General features: G+C 62.7%; 13 protein-coding genes. 4 read left to right on the plus strand and 9 right to left on the minus strand.

What is annotated here, in order from left to right:
- Window positions 1-63 precede the first annotated feature (63 nt).
- Complete coding sequence (locus HALLA_RS13395) at window positions 64-621, plus strand: KH domain-containing protein (protein WP_049953827.1); 558 nt, start codon at window positions 64-66, stop codon at window positions 619-621.
- Window positions 622-910: 289 nt separating this feature from the next.
- On the plus strand, window positions 911-2,590 hold the full coding sequence (gene thsA, locus HALLA_RS13400; RefSeq protein WP_049953828.1) for a thermosome subunit alpha: 1,680 nt from the start codon (window positions 911-913) through the stop codon (window positions 2,588-2,590).
- Between the two features lie 350 nt (window positions 2,591-2,940).
- On the opposite strand, the gene HALLA_RS13405 is transcribed toward thsA, so the two are convergent.
- Window positions 2,941-3,423 carry a DoxX family protein gene (locus HALLA_RS13405; RefSeq protein WP_049954130.1) on the minus strand — a complete coding sequence of 161 codons (483 nt, stop codon included), beginning with the start codon at window positions 3,421-3,423 and terminating at the stop codon, window positions 2,941-2,943.
- Between the two features lie 172 nt (window positions 3,424-3,595).
- On the opposite strand from HALLA_RS13405, the gene HALLA_RS13410 reads away from it, so the two are divergent.
- The gene (locus tag HALLA_RS13410; protein WP_049953829.1) at window positions 3,596-4,582 is read left to right on the plus strand and encodes an ornithine cyclodeaminase family protein; all 987 of its coding nucleotides are present in this window, start codon (window positions 3,596-3,598) and stop codon (window positions 4,580-4,582) included.
- 14 nt (window positions 4,583-4,596) lie between these two features.
- Here the strand turns inward: HALLA_RS13410 and HALLA_RS13415 are convergent, their stop codons facing one another.
- The 8 genes from HALLA_RS13415 to HALLA_RS13450 all read right to left on the minus strand — a co-directional run bounded on the left by HALLA_RS13415 (window position 4,597) and on the right by HALLA_RS13450 (window position 15,013).
- Window positions 4,597-6,039, minus strand: coding sequence for a sugar porter family MFS transporter (locus tag HALLA_RS13415; RefSeq protein WP_049953830.1), 1,443 nt, complete (start codon window positions 6,037-6,039; stop codon window positions 4,597-4,599).
- A gap of 418 nt (window positions 6,040-6,457) precedes the next feature.
- On the minus strand, window positions 6,458-7,885 hold the full coding sequence (locus HALLA_RS13420; protein WP_049953831.1) for a sodium-dependent transporter: 1,428 nt from the start codon (window positions 7,883-7,885) through the stop codon (window positions 6,458-6,460).
- A 233-nt stretch (window positions 7,886-8,118) separates the two neighbouring features.
- Window positions 8,119-10,776, minus strand: coding sequence for a leucine--tRNA ligase (gene leuS, locus HALLA_RS13425; protein ID WP_049953832.1), 2,658 nt, complete (start codon window positions 10,774-10,776; stop codon window positions 8,119-8,121).
- A gap of 178 nt (window positions 10,777-10,954) precedes the next feature.
- On the minus strand, window positions 10,955-11,377 hold the full coding sequence (locus HALLA_RS13430; RefSeq protein ID WP_049953833.1) for an Hsp20/alpha crystallin family protein: 423 nt from the start codon (window positions 11,375-11,377) through the stop codon (window positions 10,955-10,957).
- Window positions 11,378-11,476: 99 nt separating this feature from the next.
- Window positions 11,477-11,932, minus strand: a complete 456-nt coding sequence (locus tag HALLA_RS13435; RefSeq protein WP_049953834.1) for a peroxiredoxin — start codon at window positions 11,930-11,932, stop codon at window positions 11,477-11,479.
- 96 nt (window positions 11,933-12,028) lie between these two features.
- On the minus strand, window positions 12,029-12,835 hold the full coding sequence (pheA, locus tag HALLA_RS13440) for a prephenate dehydratase (protein WP_049953835.1): 807 nt from the start codon (window positions 12,833-12,835) through the stop codon (window positions 12,029-12,031).
- A 132-nt stretch (window positions 12,836-12,967) separates the two neighbouring features.
- Window positions 12,968-14,287 carry an MFS transporter gene (locus HALLA_RS13445; protein ID WP_049953836.1) on the minus strand — a complete coding sequence of 440 codons (1,320 nt, stop codon included), beginning with the start codon at window positions 14,285-14,287 and terminating at the stop codon, window positions 12,968-12,970.
- Window positions 14,288-14,704: 417 nt separating this feature from the next.
- Entirely contained in the window at window positions 14,705-15,013 is a 309-nt protein-coding gene (locus tag HALLA_RS13450) for a non-histone chromosomal MC1 family protein (protein ID WP_049954131.1), read from the minus strand.
- Between the two features lie 240 nt (window positions 15,014-15,253).
- On the opposite strand from HALLA_RS13450, the gene HALLA_RS13455 reads away from it, so the two are divergent.
- Window positions 15,254-15,451 carry a hypothetical protein gene (locus HALLA_RS13455; protein ID WP_049953837.1) on the plus strand — a complete coding sequence of 66 codons (198 nt, stop codon included), beginning with the start codon at window positions 15,254-15,256 and terminating at the stop codon, window positions 15,449-15,451.
- Window positions 15,452-15,556: the final 105 nt, after the last annotated feature.

The following is a 15,556-nucleotide window of genomic DNA, read 5'->3' on the forward strand; positions in this document are numbered from 1 at the left end:
CACTGGGAACGACCTGCGAGCGCGGTCCAAGCCCTTTTGCTGTTTCGTCCAGTAGTAACGGGTATGCAGCACGTGAAGATTCCGCAGGACCGTATCGGCGTTCTCATCGGAGAAGGCGGCGAGACGATGCGAGAGATCGAAGCGGCGGCCGAGGTTCGGCTGGATATCGATTCCGAAAACGGTTCGGTCGCCGTCGATACCGTCGGCGATCCAGTCAAGGGGCTCAAAGGTCCCGAAATCGTTCGCGCGATCGGTCGCGGGTTCCCGCCGGAGGATGCGCTTCGATTGCTCGACGACGACATGATGCTGTTCGACGTCGTCGACATCGACGCCGCCTCGCGCAACAAAAACGACCTGAAACGCAAGAAGGGGCGACTGATCGGCGAAAACGGCCGCACTCGAGAGCTTATGGAAGAACTCTCGGGCGCGTCGGTCGTCATCTACGGTTCGACGCTGGGCGTCATCGGCTCCCCGCCGGAAGTCGACGCCGTCCGAACCGCAGCAGAGATGCTGCTAGACGGCGCGCCACACGGCGCGGTCTACTCGTTCCTCGAGGAACGACACAACGAGATGAAACACCAGGGAATGCAGTACCACGAGTATCCCGGCGGCAAGTCGTGAGCAGGCTCGAGCGTCGATACTGAACGTCGGCGGATCCGTACACCCGACTCGACTGGTTTTCCATCGAACAGCGCGAACAACCGATTCGAGAGGGCGTTCTCACGAGCGGATGGCCAGACGGCTCGAACCAGTCGTTCATCCGCATTGCTGTATCGATTATAAATACCCAGCCAGTCCCAACCACGAAAACACCCGACACAACCGTCATCGAAGGTATGGATTTGAGTGATAGGGAAAGACCTATATAGAATAGCAAACAATCCTTCGTTTGACTATGGCACAACAGCAGATGGGCAACCAGCCGCTAATCGTACTTTCGGAGGACAGCCAGCGTACCTCCGGAAAAGACGCACAGTCGATGAACATCACGGCCGGGAAAGCCGTCGCGGAATCGGTCCGCACGACGCTCGGACCGAAAGGGATGGACAAGATGCTCGTCGACTCGACGGGCTCGGTCGTCGTCACCAACGACGGCGTCACCATCCTCTCGGAGATGGACATCGATCACCCGGCGGCCAACATGATCGTCGAGGTCGCCCAGACGCAAGAAGACGAAGTCGGCGACGGCACCACCTCCGCCGTCGTCGTCTCTGGCGAACTCCTCAAACGCGCCGAGGAGCTCCTCGACCAGGACATCCACGCGACGACGCTCGCACAGGGGTATCGTCAGGCCGCCGAGAAAGCGACCGAAGCCCTCGAGGACATCGCCATCGATGTCGACGAGGACGATACAGAGGTACTCGAGCAGATCGCCTCGACAGCGATGACAGGAAAGGGCGCAGAGAACGCTCGAGACCTGCTCTCGGCGCTCGTCGTGCAGGCCGTCCAGACGGTCGCCGACGATGACGGCATCGACACGGACAACATCAAAGTCGAGAAGGTCATCGGCGGTTCGATCGAGAACTCCGAACTCGTCGAGGGCGTCATCGTCGACAAGGAGCGCGTCTCCGACAACATGCCGTACTTCGCGGAAGACGCCAACGTCGCGATCGTCGACGGCGCACTCGAGGTCAAAGAGACCGAAATCGACGCCGAAGTCAACGTCACCGATCCGGATCAGCTCCAGGAGTTCATGGAGCAAGAAGAAGCACAGCTCGAGGAGATGGCCACGCAGCTCGCAGACGTCGGCGCGGACGTCGTCTTCGTCGACGGCGGCATCGACGACATGGCCCAGCACTACCTCGCACAGGAGGGCATCATCGCGGTCCGTCGCGTCAAATCCAGCGACCAGAGCCAGCTGGCCCGCGCGACCGGCGCGACGCCCGTGACGACCGTCGACGACCTGACCGAGGACGACCTCGGCTTCGCCGGCAGCGTCGCACAGAAGGACATCGCCGGCGACCAGCGCATCTTCGTCGAGGACGTCGACGACGCGAAGGCCGTCACCCTGATCCTCCGCGGCGGCACCGAACACGTCATCGACGAAGTCGACCGAGCGATCGAGGACTCGCTGGGCGTCGTGCGAACGACAGTCGAGGACGGGAAGGTTGTCGCAGGCGGCGGCGCACCCGAAACCGAGCTCTCGCTCGCGCTCCGCGACCACGCCGATTCCGTCGGCGGTCGCGAGCAACTGGCCATCGAAGCCTTCGCGGACGCCCTCGAGGTCGTGCCACGCACGCTGGCCGAGAACGCCGGACTCGACCCCATCGACTCGCTCGTCGAACTGCGCAGCGCACACGACGGCGGCGACACGGCCGCCGGCCTCGACGCCTACACCGGCGACACCATCGACATGGACGCCGAGGGCGTCTACGAGCCGCTTCGCGTGAAGACGCAGGCGATCGAATCCGCGACCGAAGCCGCGGTCATGCTGCTTCGCATCGACGACGTCATCGCCGCTGGCGAACTCAAAGGCGGTTCGCCGGACGACGACGATGACGACGAGATGCCGGCCGGCGGCCCAGGCGGCCCAGGCGGAATGGGCGGCGGCATGGGCGGCATGGGCGGTGGCATGGGCGGCATGATGTAGGAGCGATTCGGAGCGAACGCAGTGAGCGAGAATCGCTGCAAGCGAGCGGGGAGCGCAGTGACCCGCGAGTAAAGCTAAATTTTGCTCTACGGGATGGTGAAGCCATCCCTCGGCAAAATTTAGTATAAAAGCGCTCCTCCCTCCGTTTCGAGGCGGCGCGTAGCGCCGCACTCTCCACATCGGTCGTTGGCCTGTTCGGGCCTGCGACCCTCACGGTGAAGCGGAAGGGAAGCTTACATCCGCATTATTGACAAAGCGTACCAAGCGCGGCCCACAACCAACAGCGAACACTTCTTTCGTTGACTCGACTCGTATTCTCTCTGATCTTTAGTCACAACGCCTGACGACACTCAGCCGGTCTGTTGCCGACGGCTCGAGTCCGCCGGAACGAACAGTTCCTCGTCGAAGAGGTATCGCTCGAGCGAGCACGCGCCCGGCCCGCTCAGAACGAGCGATAGCGAGACGAGCGTCAGGACGAGCGTGTACTCGATGCCGCCGTCGCCGGCGACGAACCCATAGGGAAGGTGGACGAGGACGGTCGCGACGGCCATGATCACGGCGAGGAGCCCCGCTGCGTATCTGGTGAACAGTCCAGCCAGGAGCAAGACACCGCCTGCCAGTTCGACGAGTCCGACGATCCACGCGAACAGCGTCGGGAAGGGAAGGCCGAGTCCTGCGAGGGTGTCGGTGAATCCGGCGATTCCGCTGGCTTTCGGGCCGATACCGAGTACTTTTCCGAGTCCGGAGACGACGAAGACGATTCCCAGCGCCAGCCGAAGGACGACGGGATTCCACCGCGTGCCGGTTCGCTCGAGGGCATTACTAGTCGCCATATCCATTGGTTTGTGCTCGATGGACATATTCTTATCTCCGATAATATGGATTTAGAATGATTCGGTCCGCATTGGGTAATACGCCGGATAAATCGCCATCCCAGCCGGGAAAACGAACGTAGACGAAGATCTTCCGGCACAAACTAAATACCAGCCGGCAATAGTTGCACGTATGCACACGCTACTTCTCGACAGCGAAGCCGTCGACGAGAACGCGCGGATGACCGATGTCGTTCGAGCGGTCGAAGACGCCTTCGTAGCCTACGAGCGCGGCGACGCACAGATGCCCGCCAAATCCTACATCGATCTCCCGCAGTACAACGGCGACTTCCGGTCGATGCCGGCCTATCTCGAGACCGACGAGTGGGACGCCGCCGGCCTCAAGTGGGTCAACGTCCACCCGGACAACCCGCGGGATCACGACCTGCCGACCGTCCTCGGGACGATGATCTACTCCGACCCCGAGACCGCGTTCCCGCTGGCGATCATGGACGGGGCCGAACTGACGATGAAACGGACCGGCGCGGCCGCGGCCGTCGCGACGGACTATCTCGCGCGCGAGGACGCCTCGAGTCTGGGCATCGTCGGGGCGGGTGTGCAGTCGTACACGCAACTCGAGGCGATCGCGGCCGTCCGGCCGATCGAGGAAGTCGTCGTGTCGGACCTCGACGAGGCGCGTCTCGAACGATTCATCGAAACGTTCGAAGACGGGTTCGACATCCGGAGCGGGTCGATTTCCGAAGCGGGCCACTGCGACGTGCTCTCGACGGTGACGCCAGTCGAGGACCCGATCGTCAGCATCGACGATGTCGGCGAACACACCCATATCAACGCGATCGGGGCCGACGCCGCGGGCAAACACGAACTCACGGACGATCTTCTGCAGTCGGCGACGGTCGTCATCGACGACCACGAGCAGTGTACCCACTCCGGAGAGATCAACGTGCCCTACGCCGCGGGCGTCCTGACGGACGCGGACATCCACGCCGAAATCGGCGAAATAGTCACCGGCGCGGTATCGGGGCGAACCGATGAGACCGGCGTGACCGTTTTCGACTCCACCGGCCTCGCGATTCAGGACGTTGCGGCTGCCCACGTCGTCTACGAGAACGCGCTCGAAGACGAGGACGGGTACGAGTTCAGCATGATCGACGCCTGATCGGCAGACGGGGATCAGTCGTCGGCGTCGGTCGCGCTCGAGCGATCGTCGGACGCGGCGGTTCCGACGGCCGTCTCGCGCAGGTCCGCTTCGATCTCCTCGAGCGACCGACCCTTCGTCTCGGGGACGAGCTGGTAACAGAACACGAGCGCGAGCGCCGAGAACGCGCCGTAAAGCCAGAACGTTCCGGACTGGCCGAAGACGTCGACGAGCCGGAGGAAGGTCAGCGAGACGATCAGGTTACCGGCCCAGTTGACGACCGTGACCACGCCCATCGCGGTCCCGCGGACCTCCATCGGGTAGATTTCGGAGATCATCAGCCAAAACACCGGTCCGAGGCCGATCGCGAAGAAGGCGACGTAGAGCATCAGACTGCCCGTCGCGACCCAGCCGACGACGCCGGAGAGACCGGGCAGGTAGAACACGGCTCCGAGCACCGCGAGCATTACGGTCATCCCCGCCAGACCGGTCAGCAACAGCGGCCGACGGCCGGTCCGGTCGATCAACAGGACCGCGACGACGGTCATGACGACGTTGATCGCGCCGATTCCGACGGTGGCGAGGATCGACGCGGTATCTGCGAAGCCGGTCGACTCGAGGATCGTCGGCGCGTAGTACATCACCGTGTTGATCCCGGTGATCTGCTGGAACGCCGCCAGCCCGACGCCGACGATCAACATCGGTCGAACCCACGCCTTGAGCAGGTCCCGGAGCGTTCCGGATTCGGTCTGGATCGTCTTTTTAATCTCCTCGAGTTCCTCGCCGACTCGCCCTTCGGAGCGCGTCCGCGAGAGTACTTCGCGCGCATCCGATTCGCGACCCTGTTCGTAGAGCCACCGCGGGCTCGCGGGCATATAGAGCATGCCGAGGAAGAGGATGGCTGCGGGAAGCATGCCGATACCGAGCATCCAGCGCCACTCGCCGCCGTTGGCGAAGGCGTAGTTCACCAGATACGCGATGAGGATGCCGCTCGTGATCGTCAACTGGTTGAGCGAGACCAGCGAGCCGCGGATCTTCGGCGGCGAGATTTCGGAGATGTACAGCGGGCCGACGACGGAGGCGAAGCCGACGCCGATCCCGTCGACGATCCGGCCGAGGATGAGCACCTCGACGTTCGGGGCGACCGCCATGATGAGCGAGCCGACGAAGAAGACGACCGCGCCGACGAGGATCAGCCGACGACGGCCGAGCCGATCGGCGAGTCGACCGCCGAGTGCGGCCCCGAAAATCGCGCCGACCATCGCGCCGCTGACGACCACGCCTTCGACGAGGGAGGGGTCGATCGCGTACCCCATGATCATCGTCAGGTCGAACGTGTCTCGGATGTAGAGCATTGCGCCGGAGATGACGCCGGTGTCGAATCCGAACAGTAAGCCGTTGAGGGCCGCCAGGCCCGCGACGACGTACACGAACGAATTACGATCGCCGGTTGTCGCGCCTGTTTGAGTAGCCGACATTGGTAGTCTGTGAATTATTCTTTCAGATCAGAGTTAACAAACGCATCGGTCTCGAGTGACATCGAAAACCGCTCGAGGTGAGTACGAAATCCCGGTTCTCGAGGTCAATCGACTGTCTTTGAGCGATACAAAATCGAGGTCGACAACTCATCAGGCGATGCTCACGGCTCGGCGGTCTGGGACAGCCCGGCGAGCAACACGTATCAGTCGATAGAAGCGCCATTATTTCGTTAAACGTAATCTCGAAACTCACGATAGGTACAGGCGGTCCAGTGAGCGAGCGGGCCAAGGAACCCTCGAAGCCGCGCCGTAGGCGCGGCTGAGGGGGTGACGAAGTGCTTTTCATCAACGTTTTGCCGAGTGCGGTCGCGGAGCGACCGTACGCAGAGCAAAAGGGGCACTGAGCGACTTGTCTCAGTCAGTCCGTGCTCTCGCTCGGTTGCGGTCGGTTTTCGGAGACGGAACGACGGGCCACTACGACGAGCGCCATCACCGTCAGCAGCGTCACGACCAACAATAATCCCGTTCCCGCTGGGAGCCCGATGAGGGCCGCGACATCGGCGTAGAACGTAAAGAGAAGAAACGCCGGGAAGAGAGTCCCGATCGCGTATCGCCACGGGACCACCAGTGGGCGTGAGAGCTGTCCCGCACCTTCGAGGTACTCCTCGACCGCGGCCGGACCGAGGACCCAGGCCGTGTACACCATGAACCCGGTCAGTCCGAGCACCAAGAGTAGATCGACGAGGTGGTTCGCGAACAGCGTAAACACCGCGGGGCTAAACGCGTTCACGCCGCCGGTGAGTGCGATCAGCGCGAATAGCCCCCAGGTCGCCCCCGACCGCTCGATATCGAACTCGTCGACCAGCAACGAGACCGGAATCTCGAGCATACTTATCAGACTCGTCAGGGCTGCGAGAAGAACGACGAGAAAGAAGACCGCGCCGAGAAGTCGCCCGCCGGGCAGGCTCGCGAACGCGCCGGCGATCCCGACAAACAGGGCGCCGGGGCCGCCCTCAGTCGGTCCTGGCGCAAACGAAAACAGCAACGGGAACACCACGAATCCGCCCAGGATGCCGATACCGAGATTGAACACGGCGATAGCCGAGGCGTCGAGGGGCAGCGAGCGGTCGTCGTCGATGTAGGAGGCGTAGGTGATCATCGTCCCGCTGCCAATCGAGAGGGTGAAAAGCGCCTGACCGGCGGCCGCTCCCAGTACCGATAGGAAGTTCTCCGCGAGGTAGGTACCGTCGAATTCGAGGTAGAACTCGTATCCCTGTGCGGCGCCGGGTTGTTGGGCCGCCCAGATCGCGAGTCCGACGAGCAACACCACGACGCCGGGTATCATCACCTTCGTCGTCGCCTCGATGCCGCGTCTGATCCCCGCGGCGACGATCAGAGACGTGGCCGCGAGGACGGCGAGTTGGTAGCCGAACGCTTCGGCACCGTAGCTGATCGCTGCGAAGTGGGTTTCGGGATCCGTGAAATAGGCACCCGTCGCGCTCTCGAGGAAGTACCGAAGGATCCACCCGCCGACGACGCTGTAGAACGACATCAGCATGATCGAGGTGACGACACAGAGCACGCCCAACGCCGCCCAGAAACGCGATCCGGCGAGCGATTTGAACGCCCCCACTGGGTTCCGATTCGACTGTCGACCGATCACGAACGCGGCCAGCAATCCCGGTACCCCGACGACGAGGACGATGAGCAGATACAACAGTAAAAAGGCGCTCCCGCCGTTCTCCGCGGTCATCCAGGGAAATCGCCAGATGTTCCCCAGTCCGACCGCGCTTCCGACCGCGGCCAGGATAAATCCAGCGCGACTCGCCCAACTCTCACGTACCATCCTGTCTCAGGGAATCGACTCGGCGTGCATAAGAATTGTTTATCAGTGGCTCAGTTCATTCGTGGTGACATGGAATGAAGTGATCTGAACACGACGCGTAACCTGGTCAGTAATGCACGCGTGGCTTTCGGACTCGAGACTGCCAGCGTCCAAACGAAACCGCCAACGAACTGCCCCACTTGACGATCGGCGTGAACGACTCGAGCGACTCTGCAATCCCCAATTCCGCCGAGTCAGTCTTCGATTTCGATCGCCGGACGACCGGGCTCGGCGTTTCGAAGCACGTCGTCGTCGGCGTCGGTCGCGCGGACGACCCGAACCGGCACGTCGAACTCGCGTTCGATCAGCCAGACGGCCGACTCGAGGGCGTCGTATTCGGCGTCGACCTCGAGCGGGCGGGTCAGCGCCTCTCGCTCGGCCTGTAAGTCCTGTCCGTAGCTGGCGGCCGCGTCGCCCCGTTCGCGGATCTCGGAGTTTTGCATCAGTTCGCCGATCAGGTTATCGGCGTCGCTCTCGATGGCGATCTCGAGGGCGTCGTACTTCCACTCGGGCGCGACGACGACGTCGATCGATTTCGGGTCCTCGATGCCGGCCACGTCGATGATTTGGCGGATGTCCTCGCGAGTGTTCTCGACCAGGTTGCGGCGCTTCTCGACGTGATCGCGATCGACCGTCGCGCTCGGCCACGGGGCGTCGGCGACGAACTCGTCGTTTCCGAGCGCGTCGTACAGTTCCTCGGCGATGTGGGGCGCGACCGGCGCGAGCAGTCGGACGACCGCCGACAGGCCGCGCTCGTAGGTCGCGGCGTGTGGCTCGGTGTACTCGGCGTACTGGCGAAGCGTGCGAACGAGCGCCTGGCTCTCGCGAACCGCGGCGTTGAAGGTCAGGTCGTCGTACTCCGCGCTCGAGATCGCGATCGCCGCGTCGATCTCGCTTTCGACGTAGCTCGCGACGGCGTCGTCGTCGCCGTCGGGTGGACTCTCGGCGTACTCCTCGACCAGCTCCTTCAGGCGGGTCAGGAAGGCGTACGTCGAACGCACGCCCTCCTCGCTCCAGTCGAAGTCCCGCTCGGGCTGGGCGGCCTGCATCATGAACAGCCGCGCGGTGTCCGCGCCGTACTCCTCGACGATCCGCTGGGGCGAGACGACGTTGCCGACGGACTTGGACATCTTCTCGCCCTCGAGCTGGACCATTCCCTGGGCCAGCAGGTTCTCGAAGGGCTCGCGGTGCTCTAAGCCCTCGTGGTCCGCGAGCACCTTCGTGAAGAATCGCGAGTAAAGCAGGTGCATCACGGCGTGTTCGATACCGCCGACGTACTGGTCGACCGGCATCCAGTCGTTGGCCCGCTCGAGGTCGAACGGCGCGTCCTCGAGGTCGGGCGAGACGTACCGCAGGAAGTACCACGAGGAGTCGACGAAGGTGTCCATCGTGTCCGTCTCTCGAGTGGCCTCGCTACCACAGTTCGGACAGGTCGTTTCCTTCCACTCCTCGGCGGCGTCGAGCGGGTTTCCGGTGGTGTTGATGAACTCGGGCAGTTCGACCGGCAGGTCTTCGTCGGGAACCATCACGGGGCCACAGTCGTCACACTGGACGACCGGGATCGGCGTCCCCCAGTAGCGCTGGCGGGAAATCCCCCAGTCGCGAAGCTGGTACTGGGTCGCCGCTTCCGCACTGTCGATGTCCGCAGTGAGCCGCTCGCGGGCGACCGCGCTCTCGAGGCCGGAGTACTCTCCGGAGTTGACGAGGACGCCGTCGTCGGTGAAGGCCGCCTCGCTGACGTCCGGCGCGTCGGGAACCGTCTCGCCGTCCCAGTCGTCGGGTTCGGGGGCGATGACGGGCACGATCTCCTCGCCCATCTTCTCGGCGAATTCGTGGTCGCGCTCGTCGTGGCCTGGCACGGCCATCAGCGCGCCCGTTCCCACGTCCGAGAGGACGAAGTCGGCGACGTAGACAGGAATCTCGTCGCCGGTCACGGGATTGGTCGCGGTCAGTCCCGTCTCGACGCCGTTGGGTTCGTCGCCCTCGGGATCGGCCTCCTCCTCGACGAAGTGGCGCACGTCGGCGTCTTCTTCCGCCAGCTCCTCGCTGATCGGGTGGTCCGGCGCGAGCGCGAAGAAAGTCGCGCCGTGGATGGTGTCGACGCGGGTGGTGAAAGCCTCGACGGAGCCGTGACCTTCTATTGCGAACTCGAGTTCGGTACCGAACTGGCGACCGATCCAGTTGCGTTGCATCTGGCGGACCGAGTTGGGCCACCCCTCTAAGTCGTCGATCGCCTCGAGCAGTTCGTCGGCGTACTCGGTGATCTTCAGGAACCACTGCTCGAGTTCGCGCTGGACGACCGGCGTGTCACAGCGCCAGCAGAGTTCGGCCTCGCCTTCGACCTGTTCGTCGGCGAGGACGGTCTCGCACTCGGGACACCAGTTGACCTCGGCGTCGCGTCGTTCGACCAGCCCTTCCTCGTGAAACCGAGAGAAGAGCCACTGGTTCCACCGGTAGTACTCCGGATCACAGGTCGCGAGTTCGCGCTCCCAGTCGTAGCCAAAGCCCATCGAGGTCATCTGCTCGCGCATCGTCTCGATGCAGTCGAGGGTCCAATCTCGAGGGTTCGTATCGCGTTCTTTGGCCGCGTTCTCCGCCGGTAGCCCGAACGCGTCCCAGCCCATCGGGTGGAGCACGTCGTCGCCGTTCATCCGTCGGTACCGGGCGTAGGCGTCCGTGATCGTGTAGTTCCGGACGTGGCCCATGTGGAGCTTGCCGGACGGATACGGGTACATCCCCAGCACGTACGTCGGATCCTCGACATCGTCGGGCGTCCGGTATGCGTTGCCCTCGTCCCACGCTTCCTGCCAGCGCCGTTCGACCGCCACGTGGTCGTATCCCTCTTCGGTCATCTCTTGATTAGGTGTGTTCGTGACGCGGCCCTATACCTTTCCATCCAAGTGCCGTCTTCGTTCCAAGTGCCGTCTTCGTTCGTCTCTGCTCGTCCCGTTCGTGGCCGGTTTTGGTCTGTCGCGGTTCGTCACCGCTAATCGATGCGGTCGACAATCGCCGGATCCGGCCGAGATCCACCTACTCGATATCGATCCGTTTCGACTCGTCGTCACCGCGCTCTTTCGGAAGCGTCACCGTCAGGACGCCGTTCGTAAAGGTCGCCGAGACGGCCTCCTCGTCGACCGGCTCCGGCAGCCGGATACGGCGGTTCGCCGATTTGCTCGTCCGCTCGCGACGAACGTACTCGCCCTCTTCGAACGCCGTCTCGTCCTCGCGGGTCGCCTCAAGACGGAGCGCACCGTCCGACAGCGTCAGCTCGATGTCGTCGGTTTCGTAGCCCGGCAGATCCGCCGTGACGACGAACTCCTCGCCCTCGTCGGCGACGTCGACGGCGACCGATCCGGGGACCTGGAGCCCGCCGCCGGTCATCATCCCCTCTTCGACCTGTTTGCTGATTCGATTGAGCAGTTCCTCGAGGTCGTCGAACGGGTTTTGTCGCATACTTCGAGTACGCACTCGAGGTGAATAAACTCTGCCCGTAGATTGCCGACGGACGGCCGCCGCGAAGGGGAGAGCCAGAAGGCATCCGGCGGCGTGGCGCTACTCGGAAAGCGTAACGGAGCCGTCCTCGAGTGCGTCTCCCAGCACGTCGCGGGCGTGACCGTCCGGATCGACGTTTTCGTAGACGGACTTCACCTCGCCGTCGGCGAGGAAGAACGTGGTCCGTGCGGCTGCACCGCCGCTGTGATCGACGCCGAAGCGATCCGCCAGGTCTCCCTCCGGATCGGCCAGCAGATCGAACTCGAGGCCTTCCGCCTCGCAGAATTCGCGGTGAGAATCGACGCCGTCGGTCGAGACGCCGTAGACGTCGACGCCGGCGTCCTGATAGGCGTCGTGCTCGCGCTGGAACTGAGTGGCCTCGATGGTGCAACCGGGCGTGTCGTCGCGCGGATAGAAGTAGACGACAGTCGGGTCGTCGAACGCGGGAGAGACCGTCTCGCCGTCCTGATTCGGTGCGGTGACCTCGGGCGCCTCGTCGCCTGTCTCGAGTACCATCGTATGCCCTCTCAGGGCGACGGCGAAAAACAGTTTGTGGTCGAGAAACTCCCGCTCGAACCCGGCACCTTCGAACCGGTCGGCGTCGCCAGAATCTTACTCGACGACGTGTTGGGTATCGTACGATCCCAACCGTCGGACCCAGCCGTTCTCCGCGAGTTCCTCGAGTTCCGCGAGCGCTTCCTCCGTCCGCGATTCGTACAGCCCCGCCTCGATGTCGATGTGGAAGACGTAATCGCCCAGCCGCTCGCCGCTCGGTCGCGACTCGAGTCGGGTGAGGTTGATGTTCCGATCGGCGAAGGGCTCGAGGAGTTCGAGGAGCAGACCCGGATAATCGACGTCCGGATAGGCGACGATGGAGGTTTTACCGCCGCCCGGTGACCGGTCTGCCGCCGGCGCGACCGCGAAAAACCGCGTCGCGTTCGAGGATTGTTCTTGGATGTCGTCGGCGATCACCTCGATACCGTCGCCGGCGTTATCCGGGTGGGCGATGCCGGCCATCGACGGGTCCTCGCGGGCGTATTCGACGCTCTGGGCCGTACTGGCGACGGCCTCGAGGGTCGCGTCCGGGTACGTAGTCTCGAGGTAGGACCGACACTGGGCGAGCGCCTGGGAGTGACTGGCGATCGTCTCGAAGTCCTCACCCTGGGCGAGCAGGGCGTGGTTGATTGGGGTAACGATTTCGCTGACGATCGCGATTTCGTACTCGGCGATGGCGTCGAGGCTCTCCGTAACGCTGCCTTCGATGCTGTTCTCGATGGGGATAATTCCCCGGTCGTACTCGCCGCTCGCGACAGCGTCGACGATCGCCGTCACCGACTGACGGAAGTCGATGTCGTCGCCGATCGCTTTCGCTGCTCGGTGAGAGTAGGTTCCTTCCGGACCGAGCGTGACTACGGTCATGACTCGTAGTTTATGGGTCGAAAGGAAAAGCCCATCGGGAAGTCCGCTCCCAGAACTGCGATCGAGGCCGGCGTTTTGCCTGCTCGAGAACGAGTCGAAATCGACCCGTTCGACGATTACGACGCCGAATCCCTAGTCGCCGCTCGAAGGCGACGTGCCGTCAGTCGGCGGGCCGTCGTGGACCAGCCAGCCGTCTTCGGTCGCACGTTCGGCGACGTCCGGCTGAAAGACCCACGAGGTTAGCAGCAGAATCGGGATCATGGTGAGTGCGACGACGGCGTACCCCAGATGAAGGTTCAAAAACGGAGCGGCGAAGATAAGCGGGTAAACGGTGCCGCCGACCGTCCCGATACCGCCGACGATCCCGGCAACGGTTCCGGAGTTGTCCGGAAACATCGCGGGAACCTGCGCGAAGATCGCTCCTTCGGAAAACGCACAGCCTACGCCGACGAGAAAGCCCGCGATGACGGCGAGGTAGATGTTCCCGCTCAAGCCGGCAGCCGTCATGCCGAACAGTGCAAGCACGACGAACGTCATCGTCGCGAACGTCCACTGCTCGCGGTAGCGACCCGTGAACCACGGGAGGATCTCCGTCTCCGTGCGGGCTAAGACGTCGCTCACGTAACCACCGATCGGACGGAGCAGTCCCGCCGCAACCGAGAACGTCGCCGCGAACGTCGCCGCGATCACGATGTCGCCCTGCCCGAAGCCCTCGCGGTAGTACGTCCCCAGCCAGCCGTTCATCGCCACCTCGAGGCCGAAGGTCATCAGATACGCGACCGAGAGGACGACCGCGCCGTGGCGGGTCGCGATGTAGAGCCACTGTTGGAAGCTCACCCCCGCCTTGGTCGAAGCCCGTTTCTCCGCGCTTTTGGCCGCATCGCCGAACGCGAAGTAGAGGACGCCGACGACGATCGCGAGCACGCCGGTGTAGAAGAACGCGGCCCGCCAGTTCGACGCGAACAGCGGACCGACGTATCCCTCACCGAAGATCCGCGGAAGAGTGAAGTACGCGCCCAACCCTGCCCCGGCGTTGCCGATACCGGCGAAGATTCCCTCCGCCAGTCCGAGGTTCTCCTCTTCGAACCACTCGGCGACGTGTTGGATTCCGATGACGAAGGTGATGCCGGCCAGCGAGGCGACGATCCGCGACGCGGTAAACACCTCGTAGGTCGTCGCGTACGCGCTGATGATCGAGAACACGCCCACGGTCAACATCGTGAAACCGGCCGTCACCGGTGCTCCGAGTTTATCGGTAAGTGGACCGATGACGATCCGACCCAGCGGAACGGCGATGACGGCAGCGCTCGAGACCACGCCGAGTTGGGCCACCGACAGCCCGAATTCGTCGGCGATTTCACCCGTAAACGGGGCGAACGAGAACCAAATGACGAACCCGAGATTGAACATCGCCGTCGCGAGGAGCAAGTTCTTCCACTTCGGGTCGATCATGCGCGAACCTCACCCGGTTTGCTCGGCTGGTGAGACAGCTGACGACCGTCGAGACCGGTCCGTCTCTCCCCGGACTGCCGAGCTGGCGTGTTCCACGAGAAAGCTCGCCCGGCGAGCAGAGGACCTAATGAACAATCATCTTTTTCATCCCAATATTGGTGGACATACGTACCCATATTCCATATAAGTATGGTCAGTCAAGAACCTATAAACGTATTTATTAGACAAATATAACAGTACTACGAGATAGCCATAGCACTAGGTCGTATTATGGTGTTTCAGAACTGGACAAGTGATCACTAGTTCGCCCATATAGAACCAAACTGCCGAGAATAGATCGCGACTATCGATCAAACGCGACTGCGAGAGGAGCGTTGACACTCGAGACACACCTTCTCGAGAATCACCGGCGGCCGATTATTCGTCGAGGTGTTCGATTCCCTGCTTTGCCACGTTCGCTTCCGTGATCTCGCCCGGCATCCAGTCCGGCTTGTCGTCCGGCGCGGTTTCCTCCCAGGCCCAGCCGTCGTAGATATGGACTTTGTCCGTCCCCTTCTCTCGAAGCCGAAGTGTAACTCGCTCGGCGGCATCCTCGCTCGAGCCGGCCTCGAGTCGCCGTGCCGCTTTGAGTGCGGCCTGCCGAGGTGTGTTCCCGGAGAAGACGCTCTCCTCATCTCCGTTAGACGTGCGCAGTGCAAAGTTCCGCTTACCATCTTCACGTACCATGGTTTTTCCCTCCATGTCAATTCAGCACACGATCCGACATAAAGATATCCCCCAAAACCGACCGACTGCGCCAGTATCTTTAAGTGTATTCGACACACCAGCACCTCTCACCAATTGTCTCCCGGCGTGAAATTCGCCGCATATATTCACATACGTACGACGTAGGTAACATGGCACATCGATATTGCGTAGAAAACACTTAAGTAGATCCTGCGGTGAAGTTCGTGCTAGAACCCCGCGATGGTCCGGAAAAAGAAGCTGAGTCCAAGCGGCGCGAAAGACGATAACGGGAACTATCACAACGTCCACCTCAATCTCCACGAGGACGAACTCGAGGTGGCGGGCATGGACATCGGCGACGAGGTCTTCGTCCGCGTTCGAGACGGAAAGATCATCATCCAGAAAGCCGACGAGGAGGAAGTCGAACACAATTTCTAAGACCGACCTTTTTCGCTGCGCTCACACCGACGGCGAGCGGCGCTGTTCGCTCGGCAAAATCTCGAGAGAGTTTCACTCTCTCGGACGGCGAGGGACCAGAGGTCC

Source organism: Halostagnicola larsenii XH-48 (assembly GCF_000517625.1).
In the GTDB taxonomy this organism is placed as follows: Archaea; Halobacteriota; Halobacteria; order Halobacteriales; family Natrialbaceae; genus Halostagnicola; species Halostagnicola larsenii.